Source organism: Atlantibacter sp. MEI4A-1023, assembly GCF_056155425.1.
In genome coordinates this window covers 973590-996353 of sequence record NZ_CM149568.1, presented here as the reverse complement: position 1 = coordinate 996353, position 22764 = coordinate 973590, and the positions used below count along the sequence as shown (strand labels likewise).

The window sequence follows — 22764 nt, the reverse complement described above, 5'->3', positions numbered from 1 at the left end:
AAAACTCCTGGTTATGCCAGTTCACCCCGAACTAAAGGTACGAAGCGAACGGCTTCCACGGTGTCGATAATGAACTCGTCGCCCCGCCGACGAACCCGCTTTAAGAGCTGGTGTTCATCGCCCACAGGCAAAACAAGAATACCGCCGTCGTCCAACTGCGCCATTAAGGCGGCAGGGATCTCAGGCGGCGCTGCTGTGACAATAATAGCGTCAAACGGCGCGCGTGCTTTCCAGCCTTGCCAGCCATCGCCGTGACGGGTTGAAACGTTGTGTAAATCGAGCTGCTTCAGGCGGCGTCTGGCGTGCCACTGAAGCCCTTTAATGCGCTCTACCGAGCAGACATGATGAACCAGATGCGCCAGAATGGCGGTTTGATAACCCGAGCCAGTACCAATTTCCAGCACCCGTGATTCAGGCGTCAGCTCCAGCAGCTCTGTCATTCTGGCAACCATATAAGGTTGCGAAATGGTCTGCCCCTGGCCTATCGGCAGCGCGACGTTATCCCAGGCTTTATGTTCAAACGCTTCGTCCACGAACTTATCGCGCGGAACCTGAGCTAATGCCTCAAGCACGCGCTCGTCGCTAATTCCTTGCGCACGCAACTGTTTTAAAAGTGTTTGTACGCGATTACTTACCATTGCCCATCCACTCCCGCACGATCAAGCCAGGTGGAGACTACCTCCTGCGCGCTATAGGCCGTCAGGTCAACGTGAAGAGGCGTTACCGAAACATAACCTTCATCCACGGCGGCAAAATCGGTTTCCGGTCCGGCATCGTGCTTTTCGCCGGGCGGCCCGATCCAGTACAGCGTATTACCGCGCGGATCCTGCTGAGGAATGACTTTATCTGCCGGATGACGGCTGCCGCAGCGCGTTACGCGGATGCCTTTAATCTCAGACAACGGTAAGTCAGGAACGTTGATGTTCAGAATGCGGCCAGTGCGCAACGGTTCGCGCTCTAGCGCCCGCAGGATGGAACAGGTGACTGCCGCCGCGGTTTCATAATGCTCAAAGCCGTTTAGCGATACCGCCAGGGCGGGGAAACCGAGGTGACGCCCTTCCATCGCCGCCGCTACCGTGCCCGAATAAATTACGTCATCACCAAGATTCGGCCCGGCATTAATGCCAGACACCACCACGTCAGGACGCGGGCGCATCAGTGCATTGACGCCGAGATAAACGCAGTCGGTAGGCGTGCCCATTTGCACGGCGATATCGCCGTTAGGGTATTCGAAAGTGCGCAGAGAAGACTCAAGCGTCAGCGAGTTTGACGCGCCGGAGCGATTGCGATCGGGTGCGACAACCTGCACCTCGGCGAATTCGCGTAAGGCTTTCGCCAGGGTTTGGATCCCCGGCGCATGGATTCCATCATCGTTACTCAGCAATATCCGCATTTAAACCATAACCATCTGATTTTATTAATACATGACTCACTGAGTCGTTTTTATTGTCCTGTTAGTTGTCCTGTTTTAATTTTGCTGCTCTTTTTTTGAGCATTAAAATTGAGGGCAACCGGTTCATTCTAACGCGAATTCGCCGACCAGATAAACAGTAGCAGTTCCGCAGGCGCACGCACGGATCACATCACCAGTGCTTCATCATCCCGCGATCCTTATCTACCCTGTCACCTAACTTTGAGTAAATCCGAAAACCGGGTGGTATAGCGAGGCGACAGCATATCCCGTTTCATCTGCCACTGCTGCTGTATACCCTGCCCTGCAAAGAACAGCGTGCCCTTTCCGCCTTTGGCATTGAGCTGATCCAGCACTTCCATAAGTTTCTCGCTGTTTCGCCGTGGCGCCGCATCGTCGAACAGGTTCAGTTGCGCCACACCCTGGCTGAAGAAATCGCCCAGCATCACCCCGGCTTTCTGGTACCGGTGACCGTCACGCCAGATATTATCGAGACAGCGCACCGCAGCGTTAATTATGTCGCGGCTGTCCTGGGTGGGGGTAAGAAGTTTTACAGATACGCTGTTACCGTAATATGGCTCGTTGATTGCAAAGGGGCTGGTTTTGACGAATGCGGAAATATACCGACAGTACTGGTGCTCGCCTCGCAGCTTCTCTGCCGCGCGCGCAGCATGACTGCATATTGCCTGATGCATCTGCTCGTATTCCATTACCCGTTCACCGAACGAACGGGAGCAAACAATTTCCTGTTTGGCTGGCGCGAATTCCTCCAGATCGAGACAGGGCTCGCCGCGCAGCTCCCGTACCGTTCGCTCGAGCACGACGTTAAAATGCTTCCTGATAACCCATGTTGAGGTGTCAGCCAGCTGGCATGCGTTGGTGATCCCCATTGCACCCAGCTTTTTACTGATGCGCCGTCCCACGCCCCAGACGTCTTCAACAGGAACGAGAGACATCAGACGCCGCTGGCGATCGACGTTCGACAAATCCACCACGCCACCGGTCTGCCGCTGCCATTTCTTCGCGGCGTGGTTCGCAAGTTTCGCCAGGGTTTTGGTCTGGGCAATGCCTACACCCACAGTGAGATGCGTGTTTTGCAAAACCGTGGCGCGGATTTCCCGACCGAAATCTTCTAGGTTCCGGCAGTTCCGCACGCCGGTGAGATCGCAAAAGGCCTCATCGATGGAATAAATTTCGACACGTGGACTCATTAATTCCAGCGTGGTCATCACCCGGTTAGACATATCCGCGTAAAGTTCATAGTTGCTGGAGAACGTGGCGACGTTGTGGCGCCGGAACAAATCCCTCTGTTTAAAAAACGGCTCACCCATAGTGATCCCGATTTGTTTCGCCTCAGCACTACGGGCAATGACGCACCCGTCGTTATTCGAGAGCACAACGACCGCGCGCCCTTTTAAATCGGGTCTGAACACCGTTTCGCATGATGCATAAAACGAGTTCACATCGACCAGGGCAAACATCAGTTTGTCGATTTAACGATGTACGTCACGACCCCGAAAACGTCCAGGGTGTCCTCACTACCAACCATGATCGGTGAGTAGGCGCTGTTCATGGGATTAAGCTGCACAGTCGGGCGCAGTTGTAATCGCTTAACAGTAAACTCTCCGCCCACCGCCGCGATCACGATATCCCCGTGTTCCGCTGTCCTGGAACTGTCCACCACCAGCAGGTCGCCGTCGCTGATTCCCGCTTCGAGCATCGAGTCCCCAGCAGCCTTAACGAAATATGTCGCGCTGGGGTGCTGGATCATCAGTTCATTCAGATCGATGCGTTGCTCGACATAATCTGCGGCGGGAGACGGAAACCCGCACTGCACAAGGTCTCCGAAGAGGGGCAGCGCGACAATCGCGCGCAACTCTGCTGGTGTGTAAAATTCCATAAAATCGGCTCCTGATAGTTATACTGTTTTTATATACAGTAGTTTCAATCAGTAAGCCGATCAATATCGGGTTTAACTATCAATTTCAGCGGCAGGCGTAACGGGCTGAATTAATTAGCCATGAGCCCCTCCACAATTTTCTTGAGCTCCTCAATATTTGATTTAAGTGCTTCAATTTCAACCTGCTGTGATTCATTTTCATCCATCAGGGACAGAATGGTTGCGTGATGCAGCGCAACCGTGACACCACTGTCACCGGCCTGCACTGACAGTGCATCTTCAACAATACTGCCGTCGTCCAGTTCGACGTCGCCAACGGTGATCCGCGCTTCCGGGAATGCCTCGTACAATTCATCTGCGATAACGCCGATACCGAATCTGCCAGACATCGCTTTTGATTTGTAAACCCAGGTAGCCGCTTTGATGAGCCGCATTTTACCGCGCGGATTCTCGATCTCTTTGATATCCGTTTTAGTGGCCCGGCCTGATGTGGCGCTTACCCACTGGCCGTTTCCTGCGTAGCCGTTACCATCGCTTGAGAGGGTAAATGCCGCCTGTAAAGTAAAGTCTGGGTTAACAATGGTGAACCGGTGCCCGCCAGCGCCAGCGGCCCTGTGGTTAACATATTCGGATTGCCCGTTTGTGGTATTCCATCCCTGGTAGTTACCCCCCGTCGCAGGGGCCTGAGGTGCCGTCTGTGCGAGCCTTAAGTAGCCACTAACTGTCGTAGGACCGTTGATCGTGCCGCCGGATTTGCCGTCGATAGTGCCGAGACGCGAATCATCCCCCGCGGCTACGGTGCCAGATGTGGTTCCAACGTTGCGGGTAGATGAGTTCCCCAGGCCCAGACCGGTACGGGCGGTAGCCTGCGTTGTGCCTCCGGTGCCACCGTTGGCAACGGGCACTGTATCGGTATTTGTAAAGACCTGTCGGACCGAGAAGGTCCGCGAACCTTTGGCGTTCGCAATACGTACTTTATAAATCCGCCAGGTAGAATCGTTTGCCTGATTTGCTATTAACGTTAATTCAATAACGGTTCCTGAAGACGTGATGCCATCGATCTGGACATAAACCTGGGTATTGGTCGGGTACGATATACCCGCCGGAATATTGGCCCAGGTGGTAGTGTTAGTAAGATATATGGCACCCGTAACAAATTCAGCCTGCTGCCAGTCAAAATCGCTGAGTGCCGTCATATTAGACACGCCGATACCGATATCATTCAGTGCCTTTGCGCCAGGCTGTTCCCATGATGACCAGGTGGTCCCGGATAGCGTACGTTGCCATGTGCGGTTAATGTTAGCTGTGCCGGTGGTGATATTGGTGTAGCGCTGAAGCAGTGAATTTGTGCTGGTTCGTAAAATAACCTCGCAAATGCCGGTGGCCACACCAGCCTGACCGGGAGATACAGGCCCGTTTGTCGCTGCTGCTGTAACTGACCAGGTGCCGGGTGTTAGCAGGGCATTTAAATCGCCCTCATAATAACCGGGACGCGAGTTAACGCCGACAAGATTCCAGTCACCCCAGGGGCCGTCCGTTCCGTTCCACGAAGCCGTCAGGGAGCGCACATAGACATTACCGCTGCGGACCGTATAACGCTGGGTACCGCCGAACTGCCCACCGGCGAAAACCTCGAGCAGGCCGACAGCGTTAGCTTCAGGAAAATTATTTACCAGCTGGGCACCGGCTGACGTACCCATTCCCCATAAGCCGACAAAATTCTGAACTGGCCCGTAACTGTTCAGGTTTGGCGTTGCCGGCAGCGCACCACGCCACTGTTGCGACGAGCCCACCAGCCCCGCCATTTTCTGCCAGCCAGGACCCGTTACGGCGGGCATGCTGCTGGTCAACTGGACGGTAATATCACCCGGTGCCGTATAGAAGTTTGTCCATACGCCCTTCTCGGTAAGCAGCCCGCGCAATGCTTCAGTGGACTGGGCCACCAGCTCTGCGGTGACCTGGTTCATCGTTTTACGCGGTACCGCTGCCCACGCTGCGCCGGTAAAGGTCGGCCCGGTAAACGGACTGACGAGCGTGGCCGCAGTGTTGCTTGTCACAGCATCAACAGGGAGCGTGTAAAGCACGCCGCCGATTGTCACGACAATGAAGTCGCCCGGCTTTAAATCTGTGGTAAACAGCGTACTGGTACCAACAACCGCTGTAGAGTTGTTTGTGAGTTTGAGGGTTCCTGCGGACATTGTGTCTCCTGAAAATAGGCAATAAAAAACCCGCCGGAGCGGGTTTTACGTTAGTTGGTCTGGGCAAACGAGCCGGTTCCACGCATGATGAGCATTGTGGGGGAAAGTATTTTCCCTGTTCCTCCAAGACCGGTTACGGCCTGGATTGAGCAGGTTACGACCCTGGCTGTCGTGCGGATACTGTGCATGACCGTTGAACTTCCGCCGCGCGGACGTGATCCACCAACTGGCCCGTACACATCAAACGATTTCGCCACGCCGTTAATGGTTATCGTGACCGTTGTGGCACCCTCCTGGGCCTGAGCGTTGTTGTGTTCAATCACGGCCATAACAACGATCTGCTTTTCGAGGTAACTCTCCGAGCTGTCTGTGTACTGGAAGGACCGGATTTCATTGCTGGATGCACCGGTATCCGCAAACACCTGGCCGTTGGCGACGTCACCCACGAAGTGCTTAGCCTCTACTGTTCCAGTAAATTTCCCGTCAGTGGCGTAAACCGTGCCGTTAAACACACCGTCTGTGGCATAAATCGAACCTGTAAACGAACCAGCGCTGGCATAGACGGTTCCCTTCACGGTGACGCCAGTGAAGTACGCAAATCCACTCTTGTTAACATGCCACCCGATATTGCCGGTGCCGTCCCAGTTCGTCGACTGGATGTACTGGCCGATTTTTGCATTATCGATGCTGGCATTCTGGATAAACGCCGACCGCAAAAACACCTGGCCGTTGAATACAAAGAACGCGGCTTCATAACTGCCCGGATCACTCCCTGAGTAAATGCCAAACTGATCGGCAGCAAACACGACTGTTGATTTATAGCCGCCACTCCCGTTTGGTTCGAGAGACATGCCGAACCCGGTGTTATACATCTGCCCGCCACGTTTAATCCCGAGATTGAGCGTGTAAGAAACCTTTGCGGTGCCGTTATCTGTGATTTCAGAGGTGAGTTTCTGGTTAATCGCCGCTTGTTGATTACCGAACTGCGTGGCGACCTGAGTTTGATATTGAGCAAATGCCTGGTTGGCGGAAGACTGTGCCTCCTGGATCGTCAAAATAGAACTGTCGACATCATCAAAGGACGCGGCCACTTCCAGTCGATATTCTGCGAACGCCTCATCAGCAGTAGCCTGTGCCGTCTTCACCTCAAGTATTTCCGCGGCGTTTTCACCGAACTGCACGGCAACAAGCTCCTGGAACTGAGCAAAGGCTCTGTCCGCATCAGCAATGGTGATTTTTACCTGTGAAACTTCAGCGCGCGCCAGCCCCACCTGCTCAAACTGCAACTGCGCACCTTCGACCTGCGCCAGAGTGTTCTGCATGGTTGCTTCGAGGCTGTAATCTATCCCGGCCTGCACGTTCTTAAATGCCTCAGAATCGCGCACCGCTTCATCGATGTAATCGAACATGCCCGGAATATCTGACGACGCCTTGCCTGATGCCTCAACAAAACCCGAAACACCGAACGCGTTGCGCGTCCGCACGTACATGTAATACGTTGTATCCGCTTTCAGTCCGTGAAGATTCCACTGGCTTGATCGCCCAAGGAACTGCGTCTGGTCTTCAATCAGCGCCGGATTAAGAATGCGATTCTCACCGCTGTACCAGAATTCAAATGTAGTGTCTGAAGTGGCAGTAACTCGCATGACCGGGACAATATCTGCTGAGAAAAGACCTGGCGTCCAGATAACGGATGACGGTGCCAGTGGCGCGCCGATAATCAGGTTTACCTGTGTTTCGGCACCCTTCATGCCGTTCTCGTTGCGGCCACGCACCCCAAGCATGTAATTCCCGGCATTGATTCCGTAGAAGTCATAGCGAAACTGGTCGGTTTCAAACTGTGCAACAACCGCCCCACTTTCGTTATAAACATACAGTTCGAACACCAGTTTTTTAGTTGTGGTGGCGGTTTCCCAGGTCGCCGTAACCTGCACGGTTTCGCTGTTGGTGTTAAGGATGCGAAGGTTCTCGATGTTGGGCACCCGGTATCCGTTCAGGGTATCGGTCGGCATCTCAAAAACCGCACCCTCGTCCACGATGGCCTGTTTGTTCGGGTCGTGCTGCCCCGCCGTGATGCTGTAAACCGAGTTGTTTTCCGTTTCGGCAATACTCAGGATGCGGAAAAGACGGACCGAGATTTCACTGATGGCGATGGCGAATACAGTGCCGTCACGCACCCAGGCAGGAACGCTGCGCAGGGTAATGACGCGTCCGGACACGCTCACAATGGGGTATTTCACAAACTTTCCGTTGCTGCCCATAAGCGACATGTTGTCGCCTGGCGAAACCAGACTGGAGACGTCCGCATCAACGGTAATATTCGCGCCGGAGTGTGAAACAATACGCCCGCCCAGCCGTGCCCCGGCATAGTCGTTATCCATGATTTCCACGACATCGCCGGGCGTAAAGGCGATTGCATCCCGGGCCATCTGGAAGGTTAACCGGCTACTCTCCCGTTTTGCGGTTTCCAGCAGCCATTTCCCGGCTCGCCAGGCCTGCCCGCGTGAAGTGCAACCGAACGCCTCCAGCGTTGTCTCGTTGTAGGTTCCACTACGCGCGATCATGGCATCGTCGGAAACATATTCCTTCACCTGCTCCCAGCCGTTATCCGGGTCAGTCCATGACACCACCACCCCATTGTATTTTTCGGCCCGTTTAACCGAGCTGCGGCTAAATTTCCCGTCAACAACATTCGCATTGGTAATGGTGGCAATCGGGTCCTGAGGTGTATCCAGCATGACCGTGAGACGAAGGCCATCCCAGAGAGCAATGCCCCTGAACATCCCGGCGATTTTATCCAGGATATCGCGGGCACTGGCCTGCTCGGTGATGTAGGCGTTCAGTGTCATACGCGGCTCTTTGCCGCCATAGCCGTCGTTCACCGGCTGATCGCAATACTGTGAAAGGATATAAAGCGCACCGTCGTCGACATCGATATAGCCCGCGCGCCGGGCCAGGCCAAAGCGCGTGTTTTTCACCAGCTCGCGAAAGAGCCAGGCCGGGTTGTTCGTCCACGCTTTTTTGAATCCGCCAGTCCACAAACCCGAATAGGTTCTGGCAATCGGGTCGTAGTTGTCAGGAACGTCCACAATCAGCCCGCGCAGGTGATAGGTGCGGCTTGGGGTGTCCCTGTACTGGTCACGGTCAATCACTGCACCGGCAATAGCCGAAAACGGGTAGTTCAGGTTGTCGTCCGTAATCTGGCTGAAGCTGTTCCAGATGGTACCGTTGGACAGCAGGTCGCCGTTGCTGTCAGGTGTGATACGGCGCACACGGATATCGAAAGGTTTCGTTGCCGGTGCCTCGATAACGTGCGCCTCCAGGTATTCGCCTGATATTTTCCCGGTAATGGTGACTGTTTTTTGCATTGTGAACGCCCCGCCGGCAACGCGGGTTTCGATCACCATCGTCACAGAGGTTTCCTTCTGATTCCCTTTCGTGTCCTGCTCGACAAGTCCCGTCACGCCGATATTCAGCCGTACGCGCGTGACATCCTGATCGGTGATTGTGCGGACCAGTGGCGTGTTGAAAGTGACCTCGGTATTAACGATGCTGGTCGCCTCAATGGCGGAAAAGCCGTTAATGGGATTCTGGAATTCCGAGCCGGGACGCCAGGCCACGCTCACGCCGTTCACGCTGACGTTTCCGGCAGAGTCCGTGATAGGAGTTTTATTCAGCATGAAAGAAGAAAGGTGCGACTGGTCAACCGGTCCGTAAATCGGTCCTTCGCTGATGAGATCCAGCACCCGATAAAACTGTTTTGATTTGAGGTTATCGTCGAGGAGTTTAGGGGTAGAAGCTTTGCCGCCGCCTGATGACATATTCCCGCCTTAGCTTATTGATTCTGTCCAGTCCTGGTTGTTTGTGGTGTCGATACCGAGGGAAATGACGTTAGAGCCCACCACCATTTCCCCGAGCAGGATCGACACAGGTCGCCCCTGTCCGGCGCGGTTCTCCGCACTGGTAAAAGAGTTGTTTGTGATGGTGTTGTTTTCCGCCGCCTCGGCTGAAGTTTTGGTTTTCATGTTGCGGGACATGTAAACGCTGTAGGCAATGGAGGCAACACTCACCGCCACTGCTATCCACGCGGCGGCTGCTGCGGTAATTGCCCCCTCAACCACCGGGACAAACAGCACGCTTGAACCGTCATCCAGACGCCTGTCCAGATGCCAGTGCATTGCATCCGTCGCCACGTCTTCACCCGCCACGCGGACGCGCACCCGCGATTTGAGAAAGTCCTTTTTGAACTCCGGGCACTGGGCCAGCAGCAGGCGAAGCCCTTGCGCGGGGGTATCAACGTTTAATGTGACCTGGCGGAAATGTCGGCGGAAATGCCCCGCAAATCTAAAGATGAGCACCGGTGATGCCTCCAGATGGAATGGGTTTGTTTCATGTAAGCCATGCGGAATGGTTCACGCCTGCTGAGGTGCCCGGCGTGGTCGTGGTGAAGCACCATGTTATCGTCCAGCAGGATCATCGCATGGCACGGATCAGCCCCCGGAAACGGCTGGCGGATAATCACATCGCCGGGTACGGCTTCGCTGGTGGAAACCTGGTGGAAACCGTTGGCCGCCAGGTTCTTCAGGTAGAGGTTCTCGCCCCGTAGCCACCAGCCTTCAGTCCGGGCAAAATCCGGCAGGTCAATTCCGCACAGGTGATACGCATCGCGAAACAGCGTGTAGCAGTCTGTCACGCCGTGCTCGAACCGGCGGCCCAGCAGGTGCGGTATCGGGCGGAACTTTCGCAGCTCGCCGTCACACGCCAGCCACCAGGGCAGGCCTGTCATTACCTGCATAGCGCGGTCAGCACCTGACAGCACCGGTACCGGTTGAGGATGTGAATGAAATACCGCAGTGACCGCGCCCTCCTCCTCCGCTGCCAGCCAGTCAGCCTCGCTAATGCGGAAATGGTGAGCCGGATCGGGATGTACGTTACGACATGGGTGCAAACGGGTGTCGTCGATAATCAGCGCGCACACTTCATCCTGCGACGAGGCCGCATACTCGAGTAATTCATGCATCAGGAAACCTTCTGTGAACCGGGGAAACTGCTGATTGGCATGGGGTACGGGCGCGGGTACCGGAATCGGCAACCTGTGCGGCGGTGAGAGCATTTATCCAGCGCCGGGTTGCTGGTCGGGTTGTCCCGTTCATCAGCGACTGGCGGCCCGTCGTAGTTGCAGCCGGTACCGCGATAAACCCACTGGCAGACATCGGCCAGGATAGTCCGCGCCGGGATAATAGCGTTGTCGCAGTCCACCGGCGTTGCGAGAGAATAAGTCACCTGTTCAGATGTCTCTTCAGTCATCTCCTCGACAACGTAACGGGATACCGCCTCCATGGTGGGATCGGCATCCGGGTTACCGTTGGGAAAGTTTACCGCGTCCAGATATTTCACCGGCACCTGGCGACGGGTGATCACCACGCCCAGCAGGTCGTCGAAATCATGGTTCATCCCAAAAATCATACCCGTGACGTTCGCGACGGCCATGGCCGGGCGCGCATAGGTACCCTCGTTCCGGCTTTCGAAGCCTTCGATGGCGATCGGATAAGCGGGATAGGCGTTACCGCGCCAGATAACATTGTTGTAAAAGCCGTTGGTACCGGAGTGAAAGCGCTCCAGGTTCCCGCCGTAAGGCCGGAGATCGAGTTCAAACAGATCGATAAAAGCGCCAACTCCGGCATCAACGCTTTCGATAATTAGCTCTGGTGGAATGTCGCGCACGAAAATCTCCAATAAAAAAAGCCACCCGTAGGTGGCTACTGTTCGAATATCAGGATGGGATATATCGCTATCCCTGGTTATGTTGTGGGGTCAGCCCGTCAGTGGTGGGACGCTGACGCACTCAAAAAAGAGGGATGGCTGATTACCTCTGGAAAAAGGAAATCCAATGACTGTCTCTAAAGAAGAATTTGAAAAATTGAAAGCAAGAACTTCAGTTGCTGAAGTTGCGCTGGCATATACTATTGCAAACTTATCTGCCAAGTTTCCAGATATTAAACCTGCCGTAATTAATGCATTAAAAAATGATGTTGCTAACAACGAGGCCAGTAACCCAGCAGTAGCCATCGCCCTTACTGAGTTAGCAGATTTAATCGCTAAGTTTTCATTCACCGAGAAGCAGTAATCACCCCACTAAAAATGAGTGAAGCGCTTTTTTCTTCATCATTAATTAATGCGACCTGTTCCTGGGCCGCATTAAAACGAGAATTCACCTCTTCCTGAAAATTAATGAATGCCAGTTGTGTATCAACAACAATTACGTGCAATTCTTTAAGTTCAATATTCAAAGATTCAATTTGTTTTTCTAAAGACATAATACTCTCCCGCCTTTCGGCTTTATCGTGGTACCTGTTCAAATGTGGCCGTCAGTTCATAGAGCGGCCCGGTCTTTGTCATATTCCAGGAGCGGCAGACAAACAGCGCCTGCACTCCTGTATCCGATGGTGTCCAGTAGAAAGACTCCACCGCCATGCGTGCTGTCAGAAAAGCCTCGGCCTGCTTCGCCGGGTTCACACGGCACGGCCCGTTAACGCCGCGAAACGTCAGCGAGTATTTTGACATCAGCGGGTTAATGCCTTTCTTCTGGCGCTGCTCGTATCCATCTCCGAGTTTCACGACGGCCACGTTTGGGGTGCGTTCGGCGCTGTAGCCGCGCTGAGGTTTCCAGGTGAAGATTTCAGGCATTAGCGTTTAGTCCTCGGTTGGATTAAGCCTCCGGGGCGAGACGACTGGTCGCTGATATGATAGAGAGCCACACGCTTCATCATCCCTTCCATCTGCTTTATAGTGGCATCGTCGATACCGCCGGTAGTGTTGATTTCAAATGTGATGTGCTGAACAACGCCACCCCCGCCTGCTTTATCTGCTGGAATGATCTTCCCTGACTTGTTCGGCATGAATATCTGCTGACCGCCGGTAGTCTGGAATACTTCAGAGCGCCCATCCTCGTTAATGCGGTAGGCGTTGCCAGCAGACACTGTGCCACCGTAACGGCGACCGCCAGCAAGCGCCAGCCCCTTGGCTGCAAGCATTGAACCAGCGTACGCTGATTGCCCCACTGCAGCGGCACTGCCGTACGTCGCGATGGAGGCGCTCATAGCAGCGGGTGCCCATGCAGCTGCGGCAGCTGAAGCCTGGGCAGTAGTTGCCGCCAGAGAAGCAGCCGCAGCCGCCTGGCCCATAAGCTGACTTTTAGCCCATTCAATGCCCATCTGGACAAAGCTGCCCACCACGCTGTTTAAAATCGTGGTGCCGATGTTGGCAAAGGATTCCCGCAGGCTTTGAGTGCCGTTTATCAGGCCGGTGATGGCGCTGGTTGCCCCACCCTGTAAGGAGTCTACGGCAGCGCCAATCATGCTGTTAATCTGGCTTTGCTGCTGCCACTCTTCCCACATGGCCGCCATGCGCCGCTGGTGATACTGTTCCTCGATACTGGCCCGTAACGCTTCGGCTTCCGCGATCTTTTGCGGGTAAAGGGTTACGTACTCATTGAGCTGCGCCATTTGCGTCAGATATGAGTTATCGACCGCTGCAACTGGTGATACCTGCCCCTGCAGGCTGGTGAAGTTCTGACTGGCCTGAGTGCGCTTTTTCTCTTCCTCCGCAGCGGCCTTTATCGCCTGCTGACTTCTCCAGATTGCTTCGGCCTGCTGCTCCGCCTTAACGATTTGCGCGTCAGTCGCTTTGTTGCCCAGCGCCATAACCGCATCGTACTTTGCCAGTTCAAGAGAGCCATCGGCATAACCGGTGTTGAGTCGATCCAGGGCAGACTGCTGACGAGATAAAAATTGCGTTGCGTCGTCAGCGGACTTCTTCGCTTCCTTGTTTGCGGCTTTTCTTGCGCTGGTTAACCGCTCTGTTTCAGCGTATTGATCCGCAAGGGCCTTTCTTTTTTTCTCATCAGTAATCCCGGCGTCATCAGCATCGAATTGCGCCTGCAGTCTTGCTCTTGCCTCGCCCTCAAGCTTTGAAAGCGCAAGGCGGCGTTCGGCGTTCTGAATGAGTTTCTTCGCTTCGGGGGAGTCTTCCGGTTCCGCAGGTTGTATATTTCCAGCGTTCGCGGCTTTTTTATTAAGGCTATCCAGTACCTGAATAGTCGAGGCCATTGCTGTTATTGCGGCGGAACTTGCATTGGGAATTTTATTCTTGAGGTTATTTTCAAGAATATTGAAGGCTTCTTCGGATTCTCTTGCTTTTTGATTGAGTTGCCCCTGAATAAGAGATTGTTGCTCAGTTGTATGATTTAATTTATCAGTCGCATTACTGACATCTCTTTTTCGCTGATTTAAAGTCAAAAGCCATTCGTTAGCTTTTTTTACATAGCCATTATTCTGATCCTGAGCGACGCCCATTTGCTTTGCAAGGGTGATGTATTTGTCATACTCTGACTGTGCTTCCTTTACAGAGCTATTGAGGTCATCAATGTGATCTTTTTGAGCCTCTATAGATTTAGCTATATCTGCCATTGTGCCGACAAGCTGCGCCTGATTCATCTCCTTCATCTTGGCAATAACGCCATCCAGAGAATCAGCAAAACTAAGAGCTTCTTCTTTCGCCTGTTTAGCGCTTTGCCACCAATACAGTAAGGCTCCCGCCGCGATCATAACAATGCCAGCAGGCCCGCCAAGCAGAGAAAGCGCGCCGCGCATTAATCCCATACTAACGGATGCAGCGCTTGCAGCGGCAGTAGCGCGAACGGTAGCTGCTGCCTGTGCTGTTTCTGCTTCAGTTAACACGATGGAGGCTGCGGTTGCTCTTGTCTTTGCGGCGATAAGGTTATCGAGCGCTAACATTTCTGCCGCGCTACCCCTTGCAACGTTATATTCAGCTTGAGCAAGGTTAAGCGCAGAAATCGCAGCTTCCTTATCTGCTAGCGACCTGCGCTGTGTGGCATTGGCTGAAAAGAGCGCAGCCTGAGCCGCCTGATTTTCAGCAGTTACCATTTGGCGATTCGCGGCGATATTCTGAATCTTACCGGCAATGCCAGCTTTTAATGCACCTGCATACCGACCAGCCAACACAAGAGCAAATGCTTGCGCAGCAATAGTTGCGGTATCGATGAACCCAGCCATGCTTTCAGAGTCTCGACCGAACTCCAGAATAGTGTCAGCGGCAGCAATAAGACCGTTGGTAAAGGTTTGTAGCGCTCCTGTCTGGCCCTCGATTGCCACCAAAACTTCAGTAAAGGCCGTTTTCATCCTCACGCCAGCATCGGTAAGGTTGTTGGACATCCCCGCCGCTGCGGCTGCGTTCTCATTGAGTGACTGGCGTAATCCCTCGCTTAAATCTGATGCTGTTAACTTGCCTGCTGCGCCCATCGCTCGCACTTCGGCGGAGGTTTTTTTGCTGGCGGTGGCAATATCATTGATCACGGTTGGGATGGCGGTAGTGATGGACTCCCACTGATCGGCGGAAACTTTCCCGGTGTTTATCGCTTTGGTGAATGCACTGATAGCTGACTCGGCCCGGTCCGCACTGGTGGCGTTCTTAACGAAAGCATAAGACATTGAGTCCTGGACATCGATAGCCTGTTCAGTGGAATAACCCATGCTGCGCAGACCGTCGGCGCTTCGAATATAAAGCTCCTGGGCCTCTGCTAAAGATCGATAAGTCCCGTTAGCTGTATTAAGTAAGCGCCTCTGAACGCTTTCAAATTCAGCCTGACTTGATGTCGCCATCTGAACGCGCTCGGCCATCTCCTGATAGCTCTGCACCATTTTTGCCATCTCACGCAACGCCCCAGCGGCGAAGATTAACTTGATCGTTGCTGCGAGTTTCGACAGTGTCGTATTCAAGTTGTCCGCTGATTCATCGGTATCATCAAAATTACTCTGGAGATCGTTTGTCATATCGACAACATTACGACCAGCAGAAAGCAATTGGGCTGTGTCCGCACGAATTATGTAAACAATCTCACCTACATTTTCGGACATATGTATTTTCTCCAGGCAATAAAAAACCCCGACGAGGCGGGGTTTAATTCGATGTTATATCACGCTTGAGCTTCAGAAATAACCGATCTGTTGACATACCTGTTGAGTAGCCAATTGTTCGCTCTCATCGCTACCGAAAGATATGACGGCAGCATTGAGGTCCTTTCCTTTACCAACGATCATTATTAGGAAAGGTGTATTGCCAACATACCCCCCATAGGAATTTTTTGAATTCACATATCCACAATATTCACCATTTCCATTGGATATAAATTGGGAATGTTTGAATTTAGCACTATAAGGATCTTTTAATTTATCGGTAATAGCTTTTTCTACAGCCGTTTTTTCCGCTGTAGTCAAATTTCGCCATTTTGGATTATCGATCGGTTTTATCCTTTCACTTTCCTTTTGCATTACTTGGCATTTATCCCACTGCTCCGTTACTTTGCCTATCCTGTCAGAAACAGCGAAGTTAGAGCCATCAGTTGCCGCGACATATACCTTTGAACCATCATCAATCATTTTTAGCGCCCCTCTGTTTTGAGTAAGAGGTGGACTAAAAACAAATGTTCCATCTGGGCGATGCAATTTTATCGAATCACCTAAAACTTCCACTTTTGCAGGAACTGGTAAGCTCATGTTACCCATGACGCCATTTGTAAGACCAGCTTTTGCGTAACTACATTGGTAGGTGTCAGCGGCATTAGACGTGGCGGTTATTAACCACAATACGCATCCCCAAAAAAATACTTTCATTCCATTTCCCCAGCAATAACGAAATTCATATCCTATCAGGGGAGCGCGGCAGCGCAACGGGCAGGTCTGATTTTTTGATCTCAGGCAACGAAGCACCCCGCAGCTAAGCGGGTTATCATAATTAAATGCGTTACAATCTGATCAATTATTGTCTTTGAAGTCCTGAGCAATCCTTGCAAGGTAGCTCATAACTTGATGCTCTCGGGTTTTAGTGTGAGCATCAGGATGCATGATCGCGATCAGGGAATACCTGTTCTCGTATAGTTCACCCTGCACATAAACAAGGCAAGCATCATTCTTTGGATCGCCTTTCTTACAAACACGGTCAGGCTGAGGAAGTTTTTCAGGAAACTTTCCAGGGGGAAGGCATAAATGAATATGCATCAACCCTGCCCTGAAAGCACCGTAAGGCTGAGTAAAAGCTACGTCTCTGCCGAAATAATGGGGTAGCTTTCCGGTAGATTTGTAACGTTGAAAATCAGAAATTATCGAAGCTTCCAGCTCCGGGAACTGGATAAAGACTCCATCAAAAAAATTTTCTTTAGTTTTCTCGTTAATAGAAGCTTCGATATGCACAGATTTATCCGTATCAATGCAGGGGGAGGATTTTCAACTGTTCGGTGGTGTGCTTTGCTAACGCCGCCAGGCCGTCAAGGTCTGAAGTACCATGGAATGTTTCAGGTACTTTTTTCAGGCTCTTCGCAAAGTCATTTAGCCTCGTAACAGAGGAGCGCGCCTTGGCTACATGCCGCCAATAACTTTTTAATTCACCAGCAACAAACTCAGGCAAATTCTGTGAAAGAGTTGCTTTTACTTCTTCCTCAAACGCCCTAAGGAAAAGCTCACACGCCTCTGTAGTGTCCATTCCATTATGTTCAACAGCCTGACGAGCATGGTCAGATGACATTCCAATCAATATAAGATAGAAATCATCAACTGCAATGGTCAGCTTATTGAGTACTTCCCTTCCGGCTTCAAGACCTCGCCCAAAATCCTCGATGCTCGGTGAGTGCTGAGATGCATTTGACATAACAGGAGCTGGCTGAATGATAAACTCCTGAGCCATAGCCGCAGGTTGAGCCAATGGCCCACAAAGCGCTGCGAAAGTAATGGCATTCAACGGATTCATATCAACCTCAACTAAAGTATATAACTCTATAGCGACAGCTATAGTCGCTGAGTTTAATACCATTAGTGATATTTGGGCAATCAGACTTCTGTCAGGATGTCTACATTTTCGACGACGTTCAGAATGACGCTTTTACACGTTAGCGGCAAGTTCGGCGAAGTTACCTGTGTGGTAATCACAGGATGTGATACCGTTCGAGGATGTTCACATGAGTGTAATTTCTGCGATTCAAGGCCTTTTCTTTATCGATCGCACTTTGTGCTAAAAATCGCGGTAACCGCCTTGAGTATCAACTAACAAAAAATGGATCTGATTAGTGCAGCCCGTTCCGCTGCGCATCGAGTGCAAACATTTTCTCTGCCCAGTCCATAGCCTCATCGTAATGCTGCTCGGTCGGGATTTTTGCGGCTTCCTTCTGCGGATATTTAGCGCTCATTGCCGCCCTGAAGCTGGTCATGGTCATGTTCCAGGCGTCAGACTCGCTCATGCCCAGGTGTGCCACCGCCAGATAAACGAAAGACCGGGCATCGAATTTCCCCGAGTATTCTCCTTCACCTTTGCTGGCGGCTTCCTGCGGCTGGTCGCCCACCACCCCATGGCGTATAAGATGGCGCGCCAGCTGGATAATGTGCGATACCGGCAGAAGGCCAGGGCGATACGAAAGCTTGCCTTTTGCTGTCACAGAACAGACACCAATAACCTGGCGGAGATCATCATCACAGGCCGCCTGCACCACCTTTGCCGCAGTAACAACCATGTCGGCGAAACAACGCGCCTGGATGCTGCGCATTACTTCAATATCGCTGATCCGGTGTTCAGGATAATGCCCGCCGTGCACCGTCACGAACGCCCCGACAATCTCTTCCGGTGTGCCAATCCGCGACATCGCAAGAAACGAAGGATTGAGGAATATTCTCCGGCCACCAGCGCGGATCTCCGCCTGGCCGATATCGGTAATTGCCTGCATAAAACCTCAAAGGGGCTTTCGCCCCTGTCAGTTAAGACGCGTTGACCACAACCGTTGCCGGGCTCGTGGTGACGGTACCGGCGGTAGGCGATGATACCTGGCAGGTGTAAGAACCGGCATCCCCCGCCACCGCGCTGGCTTTGGTGTAGGTAGCCGCCGTGGCCCCGCTGATATCCGTGCCATTCTTCTTCCACTGATACGTCAGCGCTGAACCATCCGTCACGGTCGCCGCTGTGGTAAGCGTCAGCGTGCTGCCGGTGGTGATGGTGCGGTTCTGCGGCTGGGAGGTGATGTTAATGACCGCGCCAACGTCACGAACATCCACCAGCCCGGCACTGGAGGCTTCAATCGACCACGTGGCCACATCATCATGCGGTGATTCATCCTGCCAGCTCGTTACCAGGAACGGGCCTTCAGTGATATCGAACGGCGAGATGATTTTCAGCCACACGTAAGGCTGGTTGCTGGTTTCTCCGGGCGGGTTGTAAACATGGCGTTTCATTTCCTTCTGGCCGTAGATAGCTTCCTTGCGGCTTACGCCATCACCGGAGAAGGATACGTTTTTATACGTGACCAAATTCTCCTGGGTATACGCCGCGCTCTGGTCAGCCGTGGCGTCTGCGGTTTCCCATTCAACGCCGGTTGTTTTGCCACGCATCATACCGAGGCGCTTGTACTGGCTCAGCGTGGGCTGAACCTCCGGGCAACCAATCGCAAAATAAACGACGACGTCGCGCCCCGTGAATGCACCTGATTCACAAGTCATATGTGTTACTCCGTATTATCGGGAAATAATGGTCTGGAAGTTAATTTCGAAGGCGCAGCGGCCCTCTTCGGTGCGGAAGGCGGGAACGCCCCCGACTGGCTGCATTGAGATGATGCATTCGGTGTGGTAGTCATCGAGCATGGCCTGGCGGATGGCGTCGGCGGTGTTTTCCACCGCATCAACATCGGCGTCGTTCTGCCCGGTAAGCAGGATGAAGCGGAAATAGTCGCGGGTGATGGCCTCTTCTGCCGCGCCACCGCCCTGCTGCTGGATAACGAGATAGCGGTCGCTCTGCGAATTTTCGACCTCGATCCAGAATCGCTTTTGAACGCGGTAACCAGAGTCAAAGCCGTGAGCTTGCAGCCAGGCGCGCAATGCGTCATAGACATCACTACGTGTCATAGCTTGTATCCTCGCTTGATAGTGGCTTTAATAGCCTCAATACCGTCGCGCTCGAACCCCTTGCGAAGAAAATCAGGCTCAGCGTCCGGGTCCCAGTAATTACCGCTTCCGTCCGGGCGCGGCTTGCCTTTTAACGTGCCACCGGCCGCATTCACCCGCGCGGCATAATTCGCGGTATAGCCCACCCGTCCGGTCATTCCGCCAGGCTCTGGCTTCAGTTCGCGATACATGCTGTTCACCAGCGTGGAGGTATGAATCGGGGTTATCTGTGCTGCGTAACCGGAGCCGACGATCATAACTTCGGTGATAACCTTTTCTGTCACTACCCCGGCGATGTTTCCAATCACGTTACCCATGTTTAACTGAACACGTTTAATACCTTTAACGGGCATAGCGTTGTCTCCTGGGGTTATCAGGCGCCGAGGGCGTTACGGTTAGATGTCAGGATTTTGTAGTCGGGCTCCTCGTCGAAAAACGACATATCCCACATCTTTACCGCCCGGATCACATCACCTTTCGCTTTTACCGGGTCAGACTCAGCGGTTGTGTCACCCACTGCGACATAGTCGTTACGCAGCGGTTTACGGACATCAGCGCCGTTGTGCTTCAGCTCGGTGGATATAATCAGGTTGGTGGTGAACTCGGTACCGGCATCATCGATCGCCTGTTCCTGGTTTATCTCCCATGTGCAGTCGATAAGATACGGCGTGCCGGTTAGCCAGGTGCCTTTCCAGTCATCGTACGTACGCGGGTAGATTGTCGCGAGGTTGGTATATACCCAGTTCGCTGTCGCGCTCATGGCTCCTCCCAGCGGATCACTTCAGGCTTCCCGGCTGCAACCTCACGGCAAAAGATGAACCATTCACCGTTACCTTTGATGTAGCCGGTGGCCTTCCTGCCGCTGTCTGTCATCACCCAGACCTTAACGAACGGCTCCGGCAGACGCTGCTTCACCGATACCCAAGCCATTATCGGCCCCCGTTGCACATGCAACCGCCCTTACCAACCCAAATCCCCGCAAATGCTGGCGCAGCAGTCGGATCGGGTGGAATAAGCGCCGTCGCGCAACCGTGTTTGTCCAGCCCACGCAGTAGGCTCAGCGCCCCTTTCCAGCGGTCAGAAAACGACTGGTACCGGAATGAACGCGAAGCGCCGTTAGGCGCGGTCTGGCTGGAGAGGTATTTATCACCCTGCCCGAGCCCCATCAGCGCCAGCAGGTAAAGCTGGATAAGCAGCGCTGTTGATGCCGGATAATGAAGTGTCAGGCATTCCTCTAGACCGTTGGCCTGGTCAATCAGCGCCGCCAGCACGAAGTCGGGTAAAGCGATGCCCTGCCCGTTCAGGTACTGCTGCGCCTGTTCCTGTGAGACCATGACAGACTCCTGAAATAAAACGCCCCGCCGGAACGGGGCATAAAAAAACCGCTTTCGCGGCGGTTATTCAGCAGGGAACAGGTTTTCAAGCTCACCAGGTGGCAGCAGCTCAGAAAGCTTTTCCGCACCCAGGTTGCCTTTGAACTCGATCCCCAGTTCTTTCAGACGTTCAGCAATGATTTCTTTTCGGGATTTCACATCAGTGCCCGCGCCCGGAGTTGCCGGGGTAAGTTCACCACCCGCTTCCCCCTGCATCAGGCGAAGATGAGATTCCAGCGCCGGATGAACTTTATCCAGAACCAGCACATCCCCAACCTTAACGCCATGCCAGCCACGTACGACTTCAAACTTCGGCATAAATTCTCCTTAATCCAGATTCGCGCCGTAGACAACGCCGGACAGGCCATCGTCATCGCGTTTAATCTGCAAACCTTCTGCAGACATAATCTGGAAGTTGTAGTTGCTCTGCGGCATCGGACGAGGCAACGGAACCACCCCAACCGCCATCCCTACTAACGGCGTGATCACATCCTGACGACGTTCATACGCCAGGAATTCATTACCGGTTAGTGCATAGGTCTGGCGGATATCTTTCACCGGCATAAATTTGCGGATGGCATCCAGGACATTGCCGCTGATAACGGCGTTCGCGCCGCTACCGACTTCGATGGTGTACGGCTTCGACAGGTTCGCCATAATTTCAGCGCTCAGCCACAGCACATCGTACGCAGTGACTTTGTTGGCGCGGGCGGTAATGCCAAACGCCCCGGTTGGCCCGAAGAACTCCAGAAGCTCCGCCGGCGTTGCCGTCGTCAGGTCGATGTTTACACCACCAGCACCGGAACCGAGGTTAATCTTGGCTGTATTACGGTGGTTGCGCATCCCCTGGGCCGGATAGTTCTGAACCTGAATGGTCGGGTTACCGTCGAGATAGCCTTTAACGCGACGTTTATGGAACTTGCGCATCTTCGCCAGCTGTGAATCCAGCACCAGGTCAATACCGACGGTATTGAGGCCAGCAGCAAGACGCCAGTTCACACCATAACCTGCGGTATAAACCGGGATCGGGTCACCGTCGCTACCGTATTCGGTGTGGTCAAAAGAAAACGGTGGCTGACCGTCCAGACTAACCTGCACATCATCGGCTATGTCACCAACGACGTTATACAGCTTGGCAGTCTTGCCAATCGGCAATACCGTCTGTACACCCATCAGATCGTTGACGATTTCCATCCCGATTTCCTGATCGCGCAGCTGGATGACCTGTCGGTCGATTTCAGCCCAGAATTCACGACCGAGACCGTCACCGGCCAGTGCATTCGCCGCCAGCATTTCAGGCGTCATGAGATTACGGTTTACCGCCATCATGGCGCGGTGCTGGGCATCCCACATGTTACGGTTAGCCCACAGCTCATTCCAGTGCGTGCGCAGGCGGCTGTTTGTAGCCAGTGTTTCAGCAGAAAAATACATTGATGCTCTCCTTAAGCAACGGTCACGCTGGAAGCGCGCGCGCGGATGCGGATGAAGTCAACCGCCGTGGTGGTGACGTCATCCTGGCAATATCCGATGACCTGATAGGTACCCGCAGCGGTAGGCACGGCAGCGGCCTGACCTGCAACAACCGTAATTGGCTGGTCTTTTTTATAGGCACCTGCAGCGACACGAACAGCGAATTCGCGCCCCTCTTCCAGGTAATTACCCACACCCGAATGACCGGACGGGATCGGATCGGTAATGCCCAGCCCTTCGTGATAAGCGCAGTCCAGCACATACATGCGTCCCACAGGTGCAGAGGCCTGCGCAAAAAGATTGCTGGCATTGATGACAACAAACGTACCCGGGTTCAGGGTCGCTGCGAGTTTTCGGGTTTCCGTCTTGTAGAGCGATTCCCCGTCGATATTAACGCGACGATAACGTGGCATTGGCG

General features: G+C 53.3%; 26 protein-coding genes. 1 reads left to right on the top strand and 25 read right to left on the bottom strand.

What is annotated here, in order from left to right:
* Positions 1-11: 11 nt before the first annotated feature.
* From ACVV26_RS04760 to ACVV26_RS04720, 9 genes are all read right to left on the bottom strand, one after another.
* Positions 12-638, bottom strand: a complete 627-nt coding sequence (locus ACVV26_RS04760) for a protein-L-isoaspartate(D-aspartate) O-methyltransferase (protein ID WP_125294887.1) — start codon at positions 636-638, stop codon at positions 12-14.
* The gene (gene surE / locus ACVV26_RS04755; RefSeq protein ID WP_161660302.1) at positions 632-1393 is read right to left on the bottom strand and encodes a 5'/3'-nucleotidase SurE; all 762 of its coding nucleotides are present in this window, start codon (positions 1391-1393) and stop codon (positions 632-634) included. Before surE ends, ACVV26_RS04760 begins: the two co-directional genes overlap by 7 nt.
* 230 nt (positions 1394-1623) lie before the next feature.
* On the bottom strand, positions 1624-2892 hold the full coding sequence (locus ACVV26_RS04750; RefSeq protein ID WP_474800209.1) for a Y-family DNA polymerase: 1269 nt from the start codon (positions 2890-2892) through the stop codon (positions 1624-1626).
* On the bottom strand, positions 2892-3311 hold the full coding sequence (locus tag ACVV26_RS04745; protein ID WP_474800208.1) for a translesion error-prone DNA polymerase V autoproteolytic subunit: 420 nt from the start codon (positions 3309-3311) through the stop codon (positions 2892-2894). The genes ACVV26_RS04750 and ACVV26_RS04745 overlap by 1 nt, the downstream gene beginning before the upstream one ends.
* Positions 3312-3421: 110 nt before the next feature.
* On the bottom strand, positions 3422-5509 hold the full coding sequence (locus ACVV26_RS04740) for a pyocin knob domain-containing S74 family peptidase (RefSeq protein WP_474800206.1): 2088 nt from the start codon (positions 5507-5509) through the stop codon (positions 3422-3424).
* 50 nt (positions 5510-5559) lie between these two features.
* Entirely contained in the window at positions 5560-9330 is a 3771-nt protein-coding gene (locus ACVV26_RS04735) for a TipJ family phage tail tip protein (protein WP_474800205.1), read from the bottom strand.
* A 9-nt stretch (positions 9331-9339) separates the two neighbouring features.
* A complete protein-coding gene (locus ACVV26_RS04730; protein ID WP_312980046.1) occupies positions 9340-9867 on the bottom strand; it encodes a tail assembly protein in 528 nt (175 codons plus the stop codon).
* The gene (locus tag ACVV26_RS04725; RefSeq protein ID WP_474800204.1) at positions 9810-10529 is read right to left on the bottom strand and encodes a C40 family peptidase; all 720 of its coding nucleotides are present in this window, start codon (positions 10527-10529) and stop codon (positions 9810-9812) included. The genes ACVV26_RS04730 and ACVV26_RS04725 overlap by 58 nt, the downstream gene beginning before the upstream one ends.
* Positions 10529-11233, bottom strand: a complete 705-nt coding sequence (locus ACVV26_RS04720; RefSeq protein WP_313667286.1) for a phage minor tail protein L — start codon at positions 11231-11233, stop codon at positions 10529-10531. The genes ACVV26_RS04725 and ACVV26_RS04720 overlap by 1 nt, the downstream gene beginning before the upstream one ends.
* 166 nt (positions 11234-11399) lie before the next feature.
* On the opposite strand from ACVV26_RS04720, the gene ACVV26_RS04715 reads away from it, so the two are divergent.
* The gene (locus ACVV26_RS04715; RefSeq protein ID WP_312980053.1) at positions 11400-11636 is read left to right on the top strand and encodes a hypothetical protein; all 237 of its coding nucleotides are present in this window, start codon (positions 11400-11402) and stop codon (positions 11634-11636) included.
* Here ACVV26_RS04715 and ACVV26_RS04710 read toward each other — a convergent pair.
* The 16 genes from ACVV26_RS04710 to ACVV26_RS04635 form a co-directional block, all read right to left on the bottom strand.
* A complete protein-coding gene (locus ACVV26_RS04710; protein WP_474800202.1) occupies positions 11620-11826 on the bottom strand; it encodes a hypothetical protein in 207 nt (68 codons plus the stop codon). The genes ACVV26_RS04715 and ACVV26_RS04710 overlap by 17 nt on opposite strands.
* Before the next feature lie 22 nt (positions 11827-11848).
* Complete coding sequence (locus ACVV26_RS04705; protein WP_474800201.1) at positions 11849-12196, bottom strand: phage tail protein; 348 nt, start codon at positions 12194-12196, stop codon at positions 11849-11851.
* The gene (locus tag ACVV26_RS04700) at positions 12196-15444 is read right to left on the bottom strand and encodes a tape measure protein (RefSeq protein ID WP_474800199.1); all 3249 of its coding nucleotides are present in this window, start codon (positions 15442-15444) and stop codon (positions 12196-12198) included. The genes ACVV26_RS04705 and ACVV26_RS04700 overlap by 1 nt, the downstream gene beginning before the upstream one ends.
* A 72-nt stretch (positions 15445-15516) precedes the next feature.
* Positions 15517-16200 carry a hypothetical protein gene (locus ACVV26_RS04695; protein ID WP_312805880.1) on the bottom strand — a complete coding sequence of 228 codons (684 nt, stop codon included), beginning with the start codon at positions 16198-16200 and terminating at the stop codon, positions 15517-15519.
* 141 nt (positions 16201-16341) lie between these two features.
* Entirely contained in the window at positions 16342-16776 is a 435-nt protein-coding gene (locus ACVV26_RS04690) for a type II toxin-antitoxin system YafO family toxin (RefSeq protein ID WP_312805882.1), read from the bottom strand.
* Between the two features lie 13 nt (positions 16777-16789).
* A complete protein-coding gene (locus ACVV26_RS04685) occupies positions 16790-17329 on the bottom strand; it encodes a hypothetical protein (RefSeq protein WP_312805884.1) in 540 nt (179 codons plus the stop codon).
* Positions 17330-17642: 313 nt separating this feature from the next.
* The gene (locus tag ACVV26_RS04680; RefSeq protein ID WP_313411976.1) at positions 17643-18296 is read right to left on the bottom strand and encodes a DUF6246 family protein; all 654 of its coding nucleotides are present in this window, start codon (positions 18294-18296) and stop codon (positions 17643-17645) included.
* A 31-nt stretch (positions 18297-18327) separates the two neighbouring features.
* Entirely contained in the window at positions 18328-19062 is a 735-nt protein-coding gene (locus tag ACVV26_RS04675; RefSeq protein ID WP_063848996.1) for an immunoglobulin domain-containing protein, read from the bottom strand.
* A gap of 15 nt (positions 19063-19077) precedes the next feature.
* Positions 19078-19464, bottom strand: coding sequence for a phage tail termination protein (locus ACVV26_RS04670; protein WP_474800198.1), 387 nt, complete (start codon positions 19462-19464; stop codon positions 19078-19080).
* On the bottom strand, positions 19461-19856 hold the full coding sequence (locus tag ACVV26_RS04665; protein ID WP_474800196.1) for a hypothetical protein: 396 nt from the start codon (positions 19854-19856) through the stop codon (positions 19461-19463). Before ACVV26_RS04665 ends, ACVV26_RS04670 begins: the two co-directional genes overlap by 4 nt.
* A 20-nt stretch (positions 19857-19876) precedes the next feature.
* A complete protein-coding gene (locus ACVV26_RS04660; protein WP_312980078.1) occupies positions 19877-20263 on the bottom strand; it encodes a hypothetical protein in 387 nt (128 codons plus the stop codon).
* A complete protein-coding gene (locus ACVV26_RS04655) occupies positions 20260-20433 on the bottom strand; it encodes a hypothetical protein (RefSeq protein WP_167509321.1) in 174 nt (57 codons plus the stop codon). Before ACVV26_RS04655 ends, ACVV26_RS04660 begins: the two co-directional genes overlap by 4 nt.
* Complete coding sequence (locus ACVV26_RS04650; RefSeq protein ID WP_474800195.1) at positions 20433-20837, bottom strand: DUF7370 family protein; 405 nt, start codon at positions 20835-20837, stop codon at positions 20433-20435. Before ACVV26_RS04650 ends, ACVV26_RS04655 begins: the two co-directional genes overlap by 1 nt.
* A gap of 63 nt (positions 20838-20900) precedes the next feature.
* The gene (locus ACVV26_RS04645) at positions 20901-21194 is read right to left on the bottom strand and encodes a hypothetical protein (protein ID WP_312976288.1); all 294 of its coding nucleotides are present in this window, start codon (positions 21192-21194) and stop codon (positions 20901-20903) included.
* 9 nt (positions 21195-21203) lie between these two features.
* Positions 21204-22307: a major capsid protein gene (locus tag ACVV26_RS04640; protein ID WP_474800194.1), complete on the bottom strand. Its 1104-nt coding sequence runs from the start codon at positions 22305-22307 to the stop codon at positions 21204-21206.
* An 11-nt stretch (positions 22308-22318) separates the two neighbouring features.
* Entirely contained in the window at positions 22319-22759 is a 441-nt protein-coding gene (locus ACVV26_RS04635) for a hypothetical protein (protein WP_125293512.1), read from the bottom strand.
* Between the last annotated feature and the right edge of the window lie 5 nt (positions 22760-22764).